The sequence below is a fragment of the Alicyclobacillus hesperidum genome (assembly GCF_900107035.1).
In the GTDB taxonomy this organism is placed as follows: domain Bacteria; phylum Bacillota; class Bacilli; order Alicyclobacillales; family Alicyclobacillaceae; genus Alicyclobacillus; species Alicyclobacillus hesperidum.
Window position 1 is genome coordinate 145,358 of sequence record NZ_FNOJ01000003.1, and the last position, 18,530, is coordinate 163,887.

The window sequence follows — 18,530 nt, forward strand, 5'->3', positions numbered from 1 at the left end:
GCACAAAATCAAATCTGATTCAGTCGTTCATTTGCGAGTTAAGTGTCTGTTGGGCTTGACTCAGAACCTGCGCCGCGGATTCTTTTTTCAAAATGCCTTGTTGTGTTGCGTTGTTAATCGCATCCAAGAAGTTCTGCCCAAGTGTACCAAACTGATATGGAATAGCAGCCTTAAGCCCATCTACGAATCCTTTGTATGACGGATACTTTTTCAAGAACTCGCCTTGTTCACTCGTTCGCGATGGTATGGCCAAACCAGAATCGGCCGTCATCTTAAGGGCTTGCTTTCCAGTCATGAAGAATAGTAGTTTCGCCGCTTCAGCCGGATGCTGCGTAGTGCGCGCCATTTCATAGGCAACTGTGAACAACATATTGGCATCCTTGCCATGAAGAGACGGGAAATCTGCGATTCCGTACTTCATGTTTGGGGCCGTCTGTTGCATAGAGGGCACCAGCCATGCCCCCTCCAAAGCCATCGCGGCTTTTCCTTGTGCAAACGGAATTCCAGCCCAAGACCCGCCTTGGTCCTGAGGAGTAACAAAGTTTTTCTCTTCCATCTCTTTCATAAACCATGTCAGTCCAGCGTCATTCGCTTTATTTGTGAACGTCGCTTGATCTTTCATCTCATTGTAGTAGCTACCACCCATATCAGCGATGAATGGGTAATAACGCGCAACATCAATAGGCATATCCAAAGGAACGATGCCCTTGGCCTTTAACTTGGCAGCGTCTTGGTCAAATTCACTCCATGTTTTCGGAGGAGCCTTGATGCCTGCTTTTGCAAGTAATGATGGATTGTACTCGAGGGCCATTGTGTTCATATCTTTTGGGATTCCGTAAATGTGCCCCTTCCACTTAAACGCATTTAACAAGTTAGACCGAAAGTCGGACATGTCCACATGATCTTGCTTCACATAATTGTCTAACGGCATAATGGCTCCCGACGCTTCAAGCGTTGGTGCATAGGAAGAGTCCACGTAAAAAATATCGGGCGCGTTGTGTGCAGCAAGCATCGGTTGCAATGCCTGAAGGTAGTTTCCGGTAATCACCTGAATACTCACTTTAATGTTTGGGTTCTGTTTCTCAAAAGCTGCAACCTGGTTTTGTACCAGCGTCTTTTCTGCAGGACTAGATGCCCACATACCCAGAGTTAGATGTACAGGTGCCACCGAAGCACTCCCAGTACTGCTGGGTTGCGACTGCACCCCGCAACCACTGACTGCGCCAATGCCAACGAGTGTGATGCAAGCAATGCCAGCTACTCTTTTCTTCATACCTCGACTCCTCCTCAACCTGGTTTTGACCCCACCAATTCAATCCATTACCGTGTTCAAAATGACATAAAAGTCGACATTCGTCTCTTGAATACTCATCCACTCAGGCCTTTGACATCACTCCCTTCATGGAAGTGCATACATCAATGACAAGGCCTGTCGTATTTTCAAGTATCGATACGAGTAACTCTCCATTGGCGCGATGCAAGGCGACACTGAATTTGCCCTGTCCCGCACAGATGTCCTCGATGACCAAATCATCCATGCCGCTCGGCAAATGAGGATTGAGCGCCATACGCCCAGAAGGTGCACAGGGTTCCATCCCCAACAATTGCTCCAAGACAAACACTGGCACCGCTGCGGCCCAGGCCTGTGGAGAGCACGAAACAGGATAAGGCACAGGTTTCTCAACTTCTCTGCTGGAAAATCCGCAGAATAGCTCCGGCAGACGACCATGCGCAAAACCATCCTGAGCGAGAAGAAGACCATTTACAATTGGTTCGGCTAGGTCCCACCCACCATACCTTCGTACACCCGAGAGAATGAGACTCGTGTCGTGCGGCCAGACCGAACCATTATGGTAACTAAGTGGGTTGTAATTGATTTCCTCGGCAGACAGCGTCCTTATCCCAAAGCCGTTAAACAAATCAGGATCCAACATGCGCCTTGCAACAGCAACACCTATTTCAGGAGGCAGGATATCACTCCACAGCACCTGTCCCATATTGGATGACGCAACGAGTAACGGTCGCTTCTCACCGTCCAGGGCAAGAGCAAGCAAATTCCGCTCTGCATCATAGAAGTGTTGGACAAAAGCCTGTTGCAGCTTGTTCGCGCGCTCTTGGCAACGAATCGACTCTGCGCCATCGCCAAACAAGGCGAAAATCTGCGCCCAGTTGGTATAAGCCTTGTGAACGTAGGCTTGAACCTCCACGAGTGCAATGGGCCCAGTCGCGAGTTGGCCATTTCCGTGCATCATCGAGTCTCCCGAGTCTTTCCAACCCTGATTGGCAATTCCCCCGTCAGATTCGCACCAATACTCAACGAATCCATCGCCATCGCGATCGCCATATTGCTCGATCCACCGGAAGGCATTCCTTACGGAGGGAAGCATCTGCTCTACGAATGCACGATCCCCTGACCACAGGAAGTAATCAGCCAGCACCACTAAAAAAAGCGGGGTCGAGTCGATACTTCCAAAATAAGGATGGAAAGGGAGCACATCTAGGCGACTCAACTCTCCGTCGCGCAATTCATGCAGGATTTTCCCAGGCTGTTCATCGCGTCTGGGGTTAACTTCACTGCCTTGAAAGTGAGCCAGCGTGGCAAGTGTACCTCGCGCTATCTCCGGAGCTGCTGCCATCATCTGACGAGCCGCAATCAAGCTGTCACGCCCGAACGGGACTGCATACCAAGGCACACCAGCCACTAGAAAGCGACCGTAGCCAAAATCCGTCAAGAGCATCCGGATGTCCTTGAGCCCTTGTGTATACCATGCAACGAACCTATCGTCACCTTGGATCCTTGGCATCCGCGCAAACCATCGTTCATATGAACGGTGCACATCTGCGTTCATTGCATAGGATTCCGCATCTCCGAAAACGTTTCCGGAACTATGCGCCGGGGCGTCTATGTTGCATACACCTTCTACGGAGGGCGTGACCACAAGCTCCCATGCTGCATGGCCGTGGGCAGGTACATGCAGTGTAAATTTGCCCTGCATAGCTGTGTCGCCGAGTGGTACCCACGCACGTGGCCCATCCGCCGTAGAAAGCTCCACTGACGTCTTCATCGTTCGACCGTCGCGTGCAGTGTAACGGTAACTACAAACGTTTCCGGACACGCTAACCTGTACTTCCCGGTCAAATGATTTAGCGAATCCTCGAACTTCAAACATATCAGCGAAATCGGCATCAATTTCATACAAGACGGCAATTTGCACATCGTCCCCTGAATAATTTCGTATGATACCGCTTTCCTTTAGAACACGCCCGTCGACGGATTGTGAACGGGTCACAAGGATGCTTTCTCTTGGTATGTCACCTTCCTGCGCAGGAGGTCGATTCGTGTACAAGTAATGGCATTGGTAGCCTTCCTTGGACTCGCTCTCAAGCAACACGAGCGAGTCTGGTCTTGTCACCCAATTTAACCGTGACAACACTCGCGTGTCGCGCGTAAACAGCCCTCCTTCCGAAACGTTTTCGGAACCATGCTTACACATTCCTTGTAAGTCCGATAGGTAAAATAGGTCGTTTTCCTTAATGACATGGAAATTCATCTTTTATCTCCACACTCCCAGTTCAAAGCCATCTGCAACTTCTATGCACTTTCTCGAACAATCAGCTCTGGAGGCAGCAATGTACCTGATGGCTGTTCGTCCTCCTGTAACATACGGACCAGCATTTCAGCGGCATCACTCCCCATCTCGTATCGCGGCTGCGCAACCGTGGTTAACGATGGAGTTACAAATCGCCCCAACTCGATATTGTCAAACCCGATAATGGCCAAATCGTCAGGAATGCGAATTCCGCAGGCCTTGCAATGCTGGATGCCACCTATGGCCATTAAGTCACTTGCAAAAAACACCGCATCAGTTTCAGGATGGCGGGACAGTAGGTCAGCAAGCGCCTTCGCACCACCCTCAATTGTAAAATCGGCGTGCAAAATTGAATCACGACTATACGCCATGCCATATGCTCGCATGGCAGCTTCAAACCCCCGTAGCCTCTCGATGCTGACTGCTGCATGGGAGTATCCGTTGATGAAGCCGATGTGCTGACGTCCTGTGTTCACCAAGTGCCGAATCGCGTAACGCACACCATTCACGTTGTCTGTCATCACATAGCCACAATGTCTGCTTAAGAGAGGTAAGTCGATAACCACGCTTGGCAGTGTTGATTCCACTACCTCTTCGACATATGGATCGTCCAAACGGATGCCCATGACCACGACGCCTTCAAGACTGCGCTCGCGGCAAAAATCGACGTAACTAATGAGCTGTTGCCGAGCTGTATTGGTGCTCACCAAAGTGACGTCATACCCATATTCCGCGAGCTTGTCATGCACACCCACCAATACGTCGTACATGAAGTGATGACCGCCGCGATTAAAATCTGAGACCAAAAGACCAATATTTCGACTTTTTTGCAAGACAAGGCTTCGAGCGACGTGGCTCGGACGATAGTTCAATTTCTTTGCGACTTCAAGTACGCGCTGACGCGTCTCCTCCCCCACGTCGTCGCCACCGTTTAATGCGCGAGAAACTGTCGTAATGGAAACGCCGGCAGCCCTTGCCACGTCGCGAATGGTGACGGTCATGGCGGAATCCCCTTTCCTGACACGGACACCGAAACGTTTTCAGAAGTCTCGTTGCATATGTGACAATACAGAGCTTCAGACACTGTCCGCGATTGGCCTGATCGTAACCGAAAACGTTTCGGATCGCAAGTATGAAAATCAACTTCTCTACACAAAATCTATTGCGTCCAGACACACAAACAAGCGCCCCGTCCATACACGAGGCGCCTACATATACACTGCCGCTTATAACGCCGCTTGCAGAATCTTGTGCACGTCATCCTTGCCGAGCTTCTTGAAATGGCCGATCTCGCCAAAACGAACCGCTTGACTGGCCATGCGCTCCAGCTGGTCATCACCGATTTGATAATCCGCTAAGTGCTGCGGTGCGCCGATCGACTGGTAGAACTCACGAACCTTTGCGATCGCGATGTCGGCAAGCTCCGCGTCCGTCTTGCCATTGGCATCGACGCCAAATACGTTCTTTGCCAATGAAGCAAAGCGGCTCGGATTGACATTTTTCACGTGCTCCATCCAGTGTGGGAAGACAATCGCCAGCCCACCTCCATGCGGGATGTCATAGATGGCACTGATCTCATGTTCAATCGCGTGGCAAGCCCAGTCCCCCGTGATACCCATGGAGATCATTCCGTTCAAAGCCATCGTGCTGCAATACATCATCGTTTCGCGCGCATCGTAATCGTTCGGATTTTCGACGGCTGTTTTTGCGTTTTCAACGATGGTGCGCATCACGGCCTCAATCAGATGTTGTTGTAGAGGCGTATGCCGCGTTGGATGGAAATAATGTTCAAAACAGTGTGCCAACATGTCACAGATGCCATAGACCGTCTGATCGCGCGGAACTGTGTATGTGTTCTCCGGATCGCAGAACGAGAAGACAGGGAACGTATAGGGCGATCCGCCGCCCAGCTTTTCTTTTGTCTCCCAGTTTGTGATGACGCCTCCAGAGTTCATTTCTGAGCCAGTTGCCGCAAGCGTCAAGATGGTGCCCAGCGGCAATGCCCCTGTGGCTTTGCCCTTGCGCTGATAAATGTCCCACACATCGCCATCGTATTTAACGCCCATTGCGATAGCTTTGCCACAGTCGAGAACGGACCCACCGCCAACGGCCAAAATCAAGTCGATATGGTTCTCACGGCAAATGGCAATGCCCTTATGTACCGTCGACAACCGCGGGTTGGGCTCGACACCCGATAGCTCGAACAAGCTTACGCCCGCATTTTGCAGAATACCCACCACTTTGTCGTAGAGGCCATTGCGCTTAATACTCCCTCCACCATACAACAGGAGTACCCGCTTGCCGATTTTCGTTACTTCTTCAGCCAGGTGCTTCTCTATTTGACCCTTACCGTAGTACAAAGTTGTCGGATTATAGAAACGAAATGCGTCCACTTGTATACCCCTTTCGCAAGTCAGGACTACAGCTTCACTAAACACTTGATAGCCGCTCTTACATTGTAACAAGGAGCTTTAGAATCGCCAAACGTGCTTGGCCTTCTACATCGGGACAGCTTCGAATACACATGGTTTGTCCGCACAGACGGAGGTGAGTGCGCGTGGGCTTTTTGGCTGCGCTGGGCAGCGCCATTTGCTATGCGTTATCCTACTGTTTTTTGCGCAAGGGTCAGGCTGAGTCGTCACCACCCGACTACGGGCTGCTTCCCATTCTGGCCATGAGTGCCATTTCGCTCTCGGGTGTCGCAATCATCGAATACATGGTTGGCGGCCGCCTGATCAAACCTGGAGCCGATTTACCCGTGCCTGTGCTTTGGGCAACTTGTTCCGGAATCGTTGGTACGTTTTTAGGACGTATGTTGCTCTATCGAGCGGTCAATCAACTTGGCGCTGTACGCGGCGTGGTATTGAAGGGTGTCAGTCCTGTGGCAACCATGGCCGTCGCGGCGTTCGCGTTAGGAGAAGATCCTTCGTTCGACGACGGGCTCGGACTCTGCGGAGTTCTCGGTTCCATTCTGCTGCTTGTGATCGAGAGTCGGCTTCGCAAACACCGTGCGGCGCGCTTCGCGTTCCAAAGCGCCGCCGTCATTGGCATCACAGCGGCCTGTATACAAGGGGTTGGTCACGTCTTTCGACAATTGAGCGTCCAAACTGGCCTCTCGCCACTGCCCGCGGCGGCCATCGACCTTAGCGCAGCCACGTCGACCTACGTCATTGGGCTGCTTTGCCGTGGTACTTTGTTGGCGCTTCTTAGATGGTATGCCCAACACCTTAACATCTGGCTTGCCGTCGCTGGTTGGTGCTCAGCTGCAGGCGTCTTTTTGTTTTTCTTTGCTGCCGATCACGCCTCTGTATCGACCGTAGCGATCCTAGCCGCGTCGGAACCTGTCTTTGTCGCTTTGTTCTCCGCTCTCTTCCTCGCCCGCTTAGAACGTCTATCCTGGTGGAGCGGCGCCGCCGCCTTATTGATTGGCTTGAGTGCCATGATGCTTGTAACCAGTTGAAGCAAGTTACTGCATCAGCCTTACGATGACGTACTTGGACTTGCGGTTGACACCAGCATTCCCTACACTGGAATGACTGATAATGGACCGGAGGATTTCCTATGTACGACGTTATCGTTGTTGGCGGCGGCCCGGCTGGACTCATGGCCGCCATTTCCGCGCGCGAATGTGGCGCCCGCGTCGTGTTAGTCGAGAAAGGCAATCGTCTCGGACGCAAGCTTGCCATATCAGGTGGTGGCCGCTGCAATGTTACCAACGCCAAACCATTGCCCGAGTTGATGGAAAACATCCCAGGTAACGCGAAGTTCCTATACTCCGCATTGAGTCAGTTTTCTAACCATGATATCATCCACTTTTTTGAGCATCTGGGAATTAAGTTAAAAGAGGAGGATCGAGGCCGAGTATTTCCTGTATCGAATGACGCAAAAACGGTTGTCAAAGCGGTTGTGGACCATATGTATTCGTTAGGGGTCGAAGTTCTCTTGGATACGCCAGTATCCCGCATACTAACCAAGGAAGGGCAATTCGTAGGCATTCGTCTAGCTCGCGGGCAAACACTCACGGCGCCTGCTGGCGTAATCGCGACCGGAGGTTGTAGCGTGCCCCAAACAGGAAGTACCGGCGATGCCTATGCATGGGCAAAGACCGTCGGACACAAGATTGTGGACCCTTACCCAACAGAAGTCCCTCTGGTTTCCGACGAGCCATGGATCATTTCGCGAAAACTGCAGGGTTTATCGCTATATGGGGTCGAAATCAGCATTTGGACAGGCAAAGGTAAACGTTTGACAACCGAAAGCGGAGACTTGTTATTTACTCACTTCGGCCTAAGTGGCCCCGCAGCCCTTCGTTGTAGCCACTACGTCTCAACGGCCAAAAGGCGCCATCCCGACATCGATTTACGAGCGACCATCGACCTTGTACCCAGCATGAAACAAGACGAGTGGTTGCACAGCTTACTCGCCGATCGCGCCAACCATCCGCGGCGGGCTGTCCGTACGGAACTCGAACTGACGTTTCCAGAGCGGTTGGCTGCTTACATTGCACATGTGGTGAACGTGCCAGCGGACCTTCAGTTAGCTCACTTAACGCGCGTGCAGATGAACGAACTTGGACAAACTATTAAACGTTGCCCGATTCACGTGACAGGTACCTTGCCGTTAGAAAAGGCGACGGTCACTGGCGGTGGCGTTAGTGTCAAAGAAATCGATCCAAAGACCATGCAGTCGAAATTATGCCGCGGTTTGTTCTTTGCCGGCGAAGTGATGGATGTGCACGCGCATACAGGCGGATACAACATTACAGTGGCGTTTTCGACCGGTCGGCTGGCGGGAAAGTCTGCGGCGCAACAGGTGCGGTCGGCGCCATCACAAAGGTCGGCGCCGACCAATAGCCCGTGGCACGAAGAGTCAATTCTTACGAGTCACAACGACTAAAGCTGCTCATCCTGGACCGATGCACCATATTCACCGCCGAGCTTGCGCGCATACTTGCCATGAGCCGGGTTGCCGTACCGGCGTTCTTCGTCGACTCGCGCACCACGGCGCATGGCCGCGCTTGCTTGCGCACTCATCACCGGTCCTGAAGCTTCGTCACCGCGTCCAATCGACTTTCGTCGCGATGGCATGCGCAACGCCTCCTTTGTGGGTCGATCGCGTTCATGAACAGGTTTCCCGAACGCGCAGGCACAAAACACGGAAGGTTTTCGAAACGGAGGCATCAATCGATGACAGACACAGCCAAAACGCTGATCCTTGCGTCCGGATCCCCCCGTCGCCGTCAATTGCTCGCGATGCTTGGCATTCCCTTCGAAGTGGTAACAAGTCATGTCGACGAAACCATTGTACCGGGAACAGCGCCACCGGATGCGGTGAAACAATTGGCCCGGCGCAAGGCGGACGCCGTATGGGCACGCAGACAGACCCCCGAGGAAATCATCATCGCGGCAGACACCGTGGTTGTCGTAGACGGTCGCATCGTGGGCAAGCCGTCGTCCGAACAGGAAGCCTTGCAGACGCTTCTTTCTCTTGCCGGCAAGGCGCACGACGTATACACGGGCATCTGTGTGCGTTCAAATGAACACTGTCTCGTCGATTTTGCACATACCACCGTCACCCTGCGAGCGCACGACGAAAACTGGATTAGGTGGTACGTTGCAACGGGAGAGCCTTTAGATAAGGCTGGATCATACGCCATTCAAGGATACGGCAGCCTGTTGGTACAAGCGATCACGGGTGACTATTATAACGTGGTGGGGTTGCCCTTAGGGCTACTCGACGAACTCATGGCGAATATGGGCTGTCCGCTTCGCTCCTTTATGTCTGAGCCGCGAGGGTAGGCCTTGGGTCAACGGTTATGCGTATCTATCGCACACGCGCGACAACGCCGTTATGCGTTTTGATATAGCCGTGACGAAGGATATTGAATCCGTTTTCATGAATGTACAGGCCCATCTGCTGGATGGACATAAGTTCGCGATACGTATAATTCATGGCCTCTGCCATGACGTGATAAAAAAGTCGAGTCTTCCAACTGTGACGCGGCGTCGTGAGAATAGCGTAACCATTAGGTTTTAGAAATTTGCGGTGCCATTCAAGGCATTCCGGTTTGTACTCGTCTGGGAAGTGCTCAAGCAAGCCCACGCTGATAACGATGTCAAACTCATGGCCAAACGACAATTGGCGGATGTCCGACACGAGATAAGTCAGGTTCATATCGCCTTTGTACCACGCGCGCGGGCTTCCGGTTTGTGGATGAGTTCCAAGGAACGGATAATCCTCTGGAAACTCACCAAAGCGATGCGTTTGACAAAATCCATCGTAGTCGACGAGCACGGCTTCACCGCCGGGATACATGGCAGATAGCTGCATAGCCTCATAACCTTCAGCAGCGCCTAAAAACAAAATTCGCGGCTTACTCACGTCCAGTCCTCGAAATAGTGCACGCTTGCCGCGTGGGTCCCAAATGGTATCCGTGAGGCGATGGGCCGTATTCCACAATGCAACCTGTTGCAGCTCACGCCAAAGCCTTCCTATCTCTGTTCCGCGAAAACCCAAGATTGCGCGGGCAAATTGACCCATCATGCGCCTTTGTTCATACGGGACATCCTTGACAAACCACTCGTGAAAAGACCGGTTAAACATCTCCCAAGATGTTTGAATCGGCATCCGGTCCCCATTCTGCTCCTCCCATACCCGTTTCCCACTTGCGTAATTCTCTACGCGAAAGGGGCGCCCGACATCCTTCCATCTGACCACTGACCAATCGCGAATGGGATTCTCGACAATAAATCTATCCAATTTGGATATGTCGGGTGAACGCAAATCGTAACGAAACGATGGACCCAGCAGCGTCTGGCCTAGATCGATCGGTGGCATGGCACCATCCTTGTGCATCACTTGCCCGGCCCTAGATTCCGGTTCTCCCTCTGATCCACTCCTTGTCATCCTTGTGCTCATGTGAACTCAGCCCCTTGTTCATACATGCTTGACAAGACAAAGGTATGCGCAAAGTTCTATCATCGCCATTGAGATATGAAAACGCAGACGGAATTATCCCCGTCTGCCGCGTGCGAATACTTGTTCTGTTGCCCACTCAAGCGCACCAGACAAATCATCAATCAGATCGCCGATGTGCTCAATACCCACGGATAGCCGCAACAGTTTGTCTGTAACGCCCACCGCGTTGCGGATGTCTTCCGGTATATCCGCATGCGTCTGCCGCGCTGGGTACGTCATGAGCGATTCTACACCGCCTAAACTTTCTGCAAATGTAATGACCTTCAGATGTTCTAAGACATACGGAACCATGCGGGCATCGATCACCTCAAATGAAACCATCCCGCCAAAGCCGCTTGCCTGCTTTGCACAGATGGCCTTGCCTGGATGATGATCGAGTCCCGGAAAATATACTTTGGCGACGTCATCGCGTGCGTCCAGCCAGGCCGCGATGGCGTTTGCATTCATGGCGGATCGCTCCATACGCAGTGCCAAGGTCTTCATGCCGCGTAGAAGAAGCCAAGAATCATGTGGGGAGAGTACCGCTCCAATCGAATTTTGAATGAAATAAAGCCGCTCTGCGACGTCTTCCGACTTGGCCACGACAAGCCCCGCCAAAACGTCGTTATGTCCCCCCAGAAACTTGGTCGCCGAATGGACCACGATGTCCGCACCCCATTCAATCGGCCGTTGAAAGTATGGCGACATGAATGTGTTATCTACCATGCACAGCCAACCCCGGGCCTTTGCCAAGTTGCTACAGGCCGCAAGATCCGTGATTTGCATCGTCGGATTCGTCGGCGTCTCAATGAATATCGCTTTCGTATTCGGTGTTGCCGCCGCTTCGACGGCAGCAATGTCACCTGTGTGCACGTAACTCGCCACAATGCCAAGAGGCTTGAGAATTTTCTCGAGCACCCGATACGTGCCGCCGTACAAATCGCTTGAGACGATGACGTGATCAGACGGTGAGAGCAGTGAAAACACGGCATGAACAGCCGCCATCCCAGAGGCAAAGGCGAACCCTCGAACACCGCCTTCGAGTTCGGCAATCGCATCCTCAACGATTTTGCGCGTTGGGTTTAGCGTGCGTGTATAGTCGAAACCAGTGCTTTGACCGAGCGCCGGATGCGCATAAGTCGTCGATTGATGAATGGGTGGCGAAATCGCCCCTGTAACCGGATCCTTGCGATTGCCGATTTGCGCAAGCTTTGATTCAATCTTCAATATAGAAACACTCCCTTCTCGCCCAACGAGAACAAACGATAGACAAAATGTACAGAGTGCACGGACCGACGTCAAGGAAGCCTTGCAATGCGTGCCGGTGTCCATCAACCCGCAACATGTTTCAAACTTCCTTAAAGGGGATCGAATCATTCGTGAAAGTTTGGACCTTACCTGTACTCGCCTGCGGCCTCGTCGCCATCTCCCTCTCTGCCATCTTCATCGAATGGTCGAACGCACCAGCGAGTATCATTGGCATGTATCGCCTGCTCATGGCCACGGCACTCATCCTCCCACTTGCCTGGCGCGAGCGCTCACAGCTCGCCCACATCTCGAGGAAGGACGCGGCGTGGCTTGGCGTCAGCGGCATTTGCCTCGGGCTGCATTTTTTATTCTGGATCCAATCGCTCAAGGAGACTAGTGTCGCATCCTCGCTTATCATTCTGGCTCTTGAGCCACTGTTTGTCATGGTCGGCGAATGGTTGTTCCTGCGTTCAAGAGTCAAAGGAGCCGACGTGTTAGCGATGGCAATTGCCATTATCGGGGCCGGCCTCGTCGCCTTCGCGGACGCTGGACATCAAGGCGATAGCCTTGCCGGTGACGGACTATCCTTACTTGGCACCATGGCCGTGTCAGGGTATGTACTCGTCGGCGGGCGGGTGCGGCAAACGCTGACGCCTTGGCTGTATAACGCCATCGTCTTCGCGATTGCAGGTGGCGTCCTGGCTTTGTTCAACATGACGACAAGCATTCCTTTTGCGCCCTACACACTCCACAACTGGCTTATGTTTGCGCTATTAGCATGTGTTTCAACCGTACTTGGGCACGGGCTTTTCAACCTTCTACTCAACCGAGTGCAGCCAACAACCATTGCCATGACCGTCGTCGGCGAACCTATTGTGGCTACGCTGCTCGCCGCCTGTCTTCTTGGTCAACCTATCACACGCAGCACAGGCCTTGGCGGCGCCATTTGCCTTCTAGGAGTCGCCTGGCACCTGTGGCGATCAGCGCGCAAATCCGACAATCATACAGATCCATCCGGCCAGAAAGCAGAGCCCGCCAATCGGCGTGATCGCCCCCAAAGCCTTGACACCGCTGATACTTAAAACATACAGACTGCCAGAAAAGAGGACGATGCCGACGGAGAACAGCCAGCCGGCCCAATGCATGGCCCGCCCGCCGATGCCAAGGTGCAAAAGAATGCCCACGGCCAGCAAAGCCAATGCATGATACATCTGATACTGATCTCCCGTGTGATAAACATTCAACATGTCCGCGGACATCCGATCCGCCATCACATGCGCCCCAAAAGCCCCAATCGCGACAGACAGAAACGCAAACACAGCTCCTGCAATTGCAAAACCCAAAATCAACGCCTCCTTACTCCGCAAGCACAGGTGGTCGACGATGGCCTGTCGCCTGCTCGTAATCGTACGCGAGTTGTAATAGTTTCCATTCCGAGAATGCTCCTGAGGTCAACGTGAGGCCGACGGGTTTTCCGCCGCTCGTATAACCCGCTGGCACTGTGATGGACGGATACCCTGCTTTCGCCGCAATAGCAGCACCAAGGTTATTGGCAAACGCAAGCGCATCGAGGCGATGTTCGTTCAAGGCCTTGTCGATACCATTTGTGCGTGCCTCATGCAAATCCGCCAGCCGCGCTCGAATATACGAACCGCTAGCGAGCTTGTCGCCGGCGCGCGCGGCGGCCATTTCAAAGATGGCTTGGCCATACCGCAGCGCCTTGTCCGCGTTACGGGCGTTAAAAGCCATCACATCGGCCAACGAATGCACCGCTAGCCACGGTTCGACAGAAGCTAAGTAGGCGTTAAGAGCCACCGGAAATTCCTCGATGAGCACGTCGATTCCGCCTGTAAACGAGGTCGGTAGTGTGCATTCGACAAGGACGGCTCCCAGGCTTTCGAGATCGGCCAAGGCCTTGCGATAGACGATCCGCTCCTCGTCCTCTAACTCGTTGTCGTAGTCGCGTGGCACGCCAATACGCGTGCCGCGGAGCCCACCCTGGCTGAGACTTGACCACATAGCCAAAGAGGGTACCTGTACACCGTGTGTCGAAACATCCTTCGGGTCAGGCCCGGCCATGACAGCGAGCAACAGCGCCGCATCCGCGACGCTGCGCGTCATCGGTCCAGCCGTGTCCTGACTCATCGCGATAGGGATGATCCCATGGCGGCTAACCAATCCGACGGTCGGCTTGACACCGACGAGGCTGTTACTGCTTGCCGGACTGAGAATGGAACCGCTGGTCTCCGTACCAATGGCTGCAGGAGCAAACCCCGCTGCAACGCCGGCGCCTGATCCCGCGCTCGAACCACCGACATCAAACACGCCTGGTCCGTACGGATTTTTCGTCTGACCCCCGCGCGAAGAGTATCCATTTGGCATCCGGTCACTCAGGAAATTCGCCCATTCTGTCAAATTTGCCTTGCCGATGATGATGGCACCCTGCTCACGAAGCCTGCGCACAACCGTCGCATCCTCTTTGGCGTGGTGCCCCGCGAGCGCGATGGAACCTGCTGTGGTTTGCATGGTGTCCGCCGTGTCAAGATTGTCCTTGACGAGAATTGGAATGCCATGGAGCGGGCCACGCCAATACCCCTTGGCAGCCTCGCGATCGAGCGCCTCGGCCACAAGTAACGCCTCTGCATTCACCTCGATCACGGCATGAATGCCCTGTCCAGCAACATTATGCGCGGCGATTTGCTCGAGATGCGCGGCGACCGTTTCCACCGCCGATATAGCTCGAGACCGCAACTTACTTGAAAGTTCCACAATGGTCCATGTCAATGCGTGTTCCATAGATAACCCTCCATCTGGGTCAGCCGTGCCGAGGCATGGCAATCAGCGCTTCTGTGGGTTATTGTGCCACAACACCACCGTGCAAAAAAACTGGCCGCCCCATCTAGACGGATGGAACGGCCAGTTTTCACACTCTTGTAACTTCGATTCGCGGTCATTCGCAACAATTATTGATAGTATCCGAGATCCTGCGCAATGTGTTGACGGACGACTTGCGGGTTCGTCCCGAATTGGCTAAAAGTGCCGACAGCCCCTTGTGCCGACGGATAGTTAGCACCGTGGAATGCGCCTGCTTGCTGGCTGGTCATCGCACCAACCTGGTTATGCAAATCCTGTTGGATGTGCTGTTGAACCATCTGTGGGTTCGAACCAAATTGGCCAAGCGTGCTGTGTGAAGCCGGATGCTGAGCATAGCCGTAACCAAACGTCTGGCTATGAATTTGTGCCGGGACACTTTGCATCACTTGATGCGTCACACCCGCATTTTGTGCCTGATTCATCGCAGCATAGCCGTATCCATGCAGATCTTGCTGGATGTGCTGGCGCACCATTTGCGGGTTGCTACCAAATTGGCTGAGCGTGCTGCCCGTTGGTACTTGTGGACCAGCATATCCGTAGGATGGTTGTGCGTATCCAAGATCCTGTGCAATATGTTGTTGGACAATTTGCGGATTCGTCGCACCCGCGTGCATCGGTGACGACGCGTACGAATACCCAGGATACAAATCTTGCTGGATATGGCTTTGCACTTCTTGCGGATGGGTGCCAAATTGGCGCAGTGTGTTGAACCCTTGCCCCATAACGTTACTCTGGCCTGCGCCAAACGGTTGGTTCATGTGCATGCCAAACGTCAACTCCCTCTTTGGTTAATGGGTGCTTCGGGTAAAGTATGCGCGAGCGCCAAGGTGGCCATGCAGGCGTCAAAAAGAAGCAACGGCAAAAGGCTCGCTGCGAAGCGAGCCCCTCGCTGAAGTATAAGCATGCCGTAGGTTTAAGCGTTCAGTGTGACCGACCAATCTTCCACAGCATGTCCCTCTAAAAACTTTTCCGCATCCATCGCCGCTTTACAGCCCGAACCAGCCGCTGTAATCGCCTGCCGATAACGCGAATCCATCACATCGCCACACGCAAACACTCCAGCCACAGACGTCTCGGAGGTATTGCCCTTCGTGACAATATAGCCAACCGAATCCAATTCCAGCTGACCACCGAGAAACTCGGTATTCGGCCGATGTCCAATAGCGACAAACACGCCGTCAGCTTCGATTTGTTTGCGCTCGCCCGTCTCGTTGTCGACGACCTGCAAACCCGTTACTTTACTGCCGTCCGAGAGGACCTTTTCCGACGTTGCATTCATGACAAAACGAATTTTTTCGTTCGCTCGGGCGCGATCTTGCATGACCTTCGACGCCCGAAGTTCGTTGCGCCTGTGCACAATCGTGACTTCCGAAGCGAATTTCGTCAGAAACGTGGCCTCTTCCATCGCCGAATCGCCGCCGCCCACGACGATCACGCGTTTATTGCGGAAAAAGAACCCATCACACGTCGCGCAAGTCGAAACACCGCGGCCAATCAACTCACTTTCGCCTTCGATGCCCAACATTTTTGCAGAAGCGCCCGTAGCGATAATCAGCGCATCAGCCGTATAGACGCGATCCTTGTCAACCGTGATGGTGAAAGGCCGCTTTGACAAATCGACGGAAGTCGCCTTACCGCGGGCAAATACCGCACCAAACTTCTCCGCCTGTTTCTTCATCGACTCCATCAACTCAGGACCCATAACGCCATCCACGAATCCTGGGAAGTTTTCCACTTCTGTCGTGAGCGTCAGTTGCCCACCCGGCTCCTCGCCTTCAAACACGAGCGGTTCCAAGTTCGCTCTTGCGGTATAAATGGCCGCAGTATAACCAGCTGGGCCTGTACCCAGAATGATCAGCTTTCGATGTTCCATATAGCCACCCCTCCACTTCTGTCATCCTATGTTACCCGTTCAAACGCGCGACTTCCACATGACCAGCCACGCACACAGCCTTGTCTTTTACCACTGTAAAATACAAATCCGCGCGCACAATTTCGGGCACTTCTTCGCCCCACTGCGACATGCGCAGGACGGCATCAAGGACGATGCTAAGATGCGGTTCCATGCTTGCCGATCCGCTGTTGACCTCGGCCTCACTCCAAATTCCGCGCGCATCGGCATCCGTGAGAGGAACCAGGCGCACCGCCGGCAAGGTCTGCGTCGCCGTCCGCCGCAACACTGCGACGCCGCGCTCTTCAGAAGACAAATGTAAACGGAGCAGCGGGCCAAAAAGCGGATCGCTTTCCATAGTGATGTTGAACGCTGCATTCTCTTCCGCTCGCTCGTCCGGCTCAGGAGCAGCCTCCAAACCGATCGCAGACAAAGCATCAGATAAAGCTGTCCACGTAAGATGATAAGATGACGCTTCTTCTTCCCCTGTCGGTGCACTGGCAAGAATGACAGCACGCGAATCGTCTGTTTGAATTCGATCCAGTTCCGGCACAACACCCGGGTCTTTGTCCCGATACTCGTGATAGGCAATGACCTTTGCCAAAGCACGCACAGCCTGTTCCGGAAATGGATAGATAGGAATTTCGCGCTCCGGATCGACTTCCAGACACCGTACCCGATAATCGCCCGTGGTCAAAAAATTAGCGACGACAGGTTTCTCATAAGGGTGGCGCACACCAGGCGTCGGCGGATCGTTTGCCACTTCGCAGAGTGCCGCCGAGATGGCGACACGCACGGCTTCTTCGTTTGACGGCCCGACAGGTGTAAATAGAACGATGACGGCGTCGATCGCCGGATCGCGCAACACCTGCGGCAATACGACCCGATAGCTTTCCGCTAGCGTTTCAAAGCCAATGTTGATGACCGGGCCGATAAACTCGAGCCCCTCGCGCACCAGTCTATCTACCGTCATCACGGCTCCGCCAGCAGTATTGGTCACGACTGCGACCCGGCGCCCGGCGCGAATGGGACCTGCACGCAACAGCACTGCCACGTCAAACAATTCCTGCAAGGTATCAACGCGAATGACGCCTGCTTGTTGAAACATTGCCTCCACGGTCGCATCCTCGGCAGCGACGGAGACTGTGCGAGAATTCGCAACGTCGTGGCCGACTGGCGTACGTGCGCTCTTCACCGCCAATATGGGTTTTTGCCGCGTGATTCTACGTGCGATCCGCGAAAAATTGCGCGGATTTCCGAACGATTCGAGGTAAAGCAAGATCATGTCTATCGACGGATCGGCGCCCCAATATTGAAGGAGATCATTGCCTGATACGTCTGCACGGTTGCCTAAACTGACAAAACTGGCGACGCCGACGCCAATGTACGCCGCGTAATCAAGAATCGTAATACCCAGTGCCCCCGAATGAGATGCAATCGCAACCCTTCCATACTCCGGGACCTGGGGTGCAAAGCTGGCGTTGAGTTGTGTCTGCTCATCCATTTGAATAAGACCAAGGCTATTGGGTCCGATCAAACGACAACCTGCGCTGCGCAACTTTTCAAGCAATTCGCGCTCCAATTCGAGGCCGGGCGGATCCATATCTGAGAAACCGGATGACACAATCATTACGTGCTTAATCCCTGCTGCGATTACGTCGTCCGCGACGGGGAGTATCTGACTCGCCGGTACGACGATGACGGCGAGATCGACCTGCTCTGGCACGTCCCGTAGGCTTGGGTATGCTTTGACGGCGGCCACCGACTGCGCAGAAGGATTCACGGGATACACGGTGCCCCGGAAATCGCTATTCAAAATATGACGAAAAATAACATGGCCCAGTCGATCCGCGCCTCGCGACGCGCCGACCACTGCCACGACCTTCGGATGAAAGAAGTGATGCAGCGACGTCATGCAGTACTCGTCCTCCTCTGTGGGGAACAAAATGGGCCGCAGCGCTCACAAACGC

Annotated in this window: 16 protein-coding genes; 4 read left to right on the forward strand and 12 right to left on the reverse strand. The window is 53.6% G+C overall.

Features of this window, described 5'->3' with window-relative positions; genetic code table 11:
• Window positions 1-19: 19 nt before the first annotated feature.
• The 4 genes from BLU70_RS03210 to BLU70_RS03225 all read right to left on the reverse strand — a co-directional run bounded on the left by BLU70_RS03210 (window position 20) and on the right by BLU70_RS03225 (window position 5,983).
• Window positions 20-1,273, reverse strand: coding sequence for an ABC transporter substrate-binding protein (locus BLU70_RS03210; RefSeq protein ID WP_040289862.1), 1,254 nt, complete (start codon window positions 1,271-1,273; stop codon window positions 20-22).
• Between the two features lie 103 nt (window positions 1,274-1,376).
• Window positions 1,377-3,551 carry an amylo-alpha-1,6-glucosidase gene (locus BLU70_RS03215; protein ID WP_074691886.1) on the reverse strand — a complete coding sequence of 725 codons (2,175 nt, stop codon included), beginning with the start codon at window positions 3,549-3,551 and terminating at the stop codon, window positions 1,377-1,379.
• A gap of 41 nt (window positions 3,552-3,592) precedes the next feature.
• Window positions 3,593-4,591 carry a LacI family DNA-binding transcriptional regulator gene (locus BLU70_RS03220; protein WP_006447462.1) on the reverse strand — a complete coding sequence of 333 codons (999 nt, stop codon included), beginning with the start codon at window positions 4,589-4,591 and terminating at the stop codon, window positions 3,593-3,595.
• A gap of 225 nt (window positions 4,592-4,816) precedes the next feature.
• A complete protein-coding gene (locus tag BLU70_RS03225; RefSeq protein WP_074691888.1) occupies window positions 4,817-5,983 on the reverse strand; it encodes an iron-containing alcohol dehydrogenase in 1,167 nt (388 codons plus the stop codon).
• A 164-nt stretch (window positions 5,984-6,147) separates the two neighbouring features.
• Between BLU70_RS03225 and BLU70_RS03230 the strand changes: the two genes are divergently transcribed.
• Window positions 6,148-7,050: an EamA family transporter gene (locus BLU70_RS03230; protein WP_244885097.1), complete on the forward strand. Its 903-nt coding sequence runs from the start codon at window positions 6,148-6,150 to the stop codon at window positions 7,048-7,050.
• 101 nt (window positions 7,051-7,151) lie between these two features.
• Window positions 7,152-8,486, forward strand: a complete 1,335-nt coding sequence (locus BLU70_RS03235; RefSeq protein WP_006447465.1) for a BaiN/RdsA family NAD(P)/FAD-dependent oxidoreductase — start codon at window positions 7,152-7,154, stop codon at window positions 8,484-8,486.
• Here BLU70_RS03235 and BLU70_RS03240 read toward each other — a convergent pair.
• Window positions 8,483-8,677, reverse strand: coding sequence for a hypothetical protein (locus BLU70_RS03240; RefSeq protein ID WP_006447466.1), 195 nt, complete (start codon window positions 8,675-8,677; stop codon window positions 8,483-8,485). The genes BLU70_RS03235 and BLU70_RS03240 overlap by 4 nt on opposite strands.
• 99 nt (window positions 8,678-8,776) lie before the next feature.
• Here BLU70_RS03240 and BLU70_RS03245 point away from each other — a divergent pair, with 99 nt between their 5' ends.
• The gene (locus BLU70_RS03245; protein WP_074691894.1) at window positions 8,777-9,388 is read left to right on the forward strand and encodes a Maf family protein; all 612 of its coding nucleotides are present in this window, start codon (window positions 8,777-8,779) and stop codon (window positions 9,386-9,388) included.
• A 25-nt stretch (window positions 9,389-9,413) separates the two neighbouring features.
• Here BLU70_RS03245 and BLU70_RS03250 read toward each other — a convergent pair whose 3' ends face one another.
• Together BLU70_RS03250 and BLU70_RS03255 are read right to left on the reverse strand one after the other, a co-directional pair.
• The gene (locus BLU70_RS03250) at window positions 9,414-10,427 is read right to left on the reverse strand and encodes a class I SAM-dependent methyltransferase (RefSeq protein ID WP_244885098.1); all 1,014 of its coding nucleotides are present in this window, start codon (window positions 10,425-10,427) and stop codon (window positions 9,414-9,416) included.
• A gap of 174 nt (window positions 10,428-10,601) precedes the next feature.
• Window positions 10,602-11,774, reverse strand: coding sequence for a trans-sulfuration enzyme family protein (locus BLU70_RS03255; protein ID WP_074691900.1), 1,173 nt, complete (start codon window positions 11,772-11,774; stop codon window positions 10,602-10,604).
• Window positions 11,775-11,926: 152 nt separating this feature from the next.
• On the opposite strand from BLU70_RS03255, the gene BLU70_RS03260 reads away from it, so the two are divergent.
• Entirely contained in the window at window positions 11,927-12,877 is a 951-nt protein-coding gene (locus BLU70_RS03260; protein ID WP_083341121.1) for a DMT family transporter, read from the forward strand.
• Here BLU70_RS03260 and BLU70_RS03265 read toward each other — a convergent pair.
• The 5 genes from BLU70_RS03265 to BLU70_RS03285 form a co-directional block, all read right to left on the reverse strand.
• Window positions 12,776-13,138, reverse strand: coding sequence for a DUF423 domain-containing protein (locus BLU70_RS03265; RefSeq protein WP_081503958.1), 363 nt, complete (start codon window positions 13,136-13,138; stop codon window positions 12,776-12,778). The two genes, BLU70_RS03260 and BLU70_RS03265, sit on opposite strands and share 102 nt — an antisense overlap.
• 13 nt (window positions 13,139-13,151) lie before the next feature.
• Window positions 13,152-14,591, reverse strand: coding sequence for an amidase family protein (locus BLU70_RS03270; protein ID WP_074691906.1), 1,440 nt, complete (start codon window positions 14,589-14,591; stop codon window positions 13,152-13,154).
• A gap of 167 nt (window positions 14,592-14,758) precedes the next feature.
• On the reverse strand, window positions 14,759-15,433 hold the full coding sequence (locus tag BLU70_RS03275) for a hypothetical protein (protein ID WP_143027471.1): 675 nt from the start codon (window positions 15,431-15,433) through the stop codon (window positions 14,759-14,761).
• A gap of 149 nt (window positions 15,434-15,582) precedes the next feature.
• Window positions 15,583-16,542, reverse strand: a complete 960-nt coding sequence (gene trxB / locus BLU70_RS03280; protein ID WP_006447474.1) for a thioredoxin-disulfide reductase — start codon at window positions 16,540-16,542, stop codon at window positions 15,583-15,585.
• Window positions 16,543-16,573: 31 nt separating this feature from the next.
• Window positions 16,574-18,475 carry a CoA-binding protein gene (locus tag BLU70_RS03285; RefSeq protein ID WP_074691909.1) on the reverse strand — a complete coding sequence of 634 codons (1,902 nt, stop codon included), beginning with the start codon at window positions 18,473-18,475 and terminating at the stop codon, window positions 16,574-16,576.
• Between the last annotated feature and the right edge of the window lie 55 nt (window positions 18,476-18,530).

Coding starts and splice junctions, on each gene's coding strand:
- BLU70_RS03240 (WP_006447466.1), bottom strand. CDS start 8,677: ATGCCATCGCGACGAAAGTCGATTGGACGCGGTGACGAAGCTTCAGGA.
- trxB (WP_006447474.1), bottom strand. CDS start 16,542: ATGGAACATCGAAAGCTGATCATTCTGGGTACAGGCCCAGCTGGTTAT.
- BLU70_RS03270 (WP_074691906.1), bottom strand. CDS start 14,591: ATGGAACACGCATTGACATGGACCATTGTGGAACTTTCAAGTAAGTTG.
- BLU70_RS03215 (WP_074691886.1), bottom strand. CDS start 3,551: ATGAATTTCCATGTCATTAAGGAAAACGACCTATTTTACCTATCGGAC.
- BLU70_RS03220 (WP_006447462.1), bottom strand. CDS start 4,591: ATGACCGTCACCATTCGCGACGTGGCAAGGGCTGCCGGCGTTTCCATT.
- BLU70_RS03210 (WP_040289862.1), bottom strand. CDS start 1,273: ATGAAGAAAAGAGTAGCTGGCATTGCTTGCATCACACTCGTTGGCATT.
- BLU70_RS03285 (WP_074691909.1), bottom strand. CDS start 18,475: ATGACGTCGCTGCATCACTTCTTTCATCCGAAGGTCGTGGCAGTGGTC.
- BLU70_RS03235 (WP_006447465.1), top strand. CDS start 7,152: ATGTACGACGTTATCGTTGTTGGCGGCGGCCCGGCTGGACTCATGGCC.
- BLU70_RS03275 (WP_143027471.1), bottom strand. CDS start 15,433: ATGCACATGAACCAACCGTTTGGCGCAGGCCAGAGTAACGTTATGGGG.
- BLU70_RS03245 (WP_074691894.1), top strand. CDS start 8,777: ATGACAGACACAGCCAAAACGCTGATCCTTGCGTCCGGATCCCCCCGT.
- BLU70_RS03250 (WP_244885098.1), bottom strand. CDS start 10,427: ATGCCACCGATCGATCTAGGCCAGACGCTGCTGGGTCCATCGTTTCGT.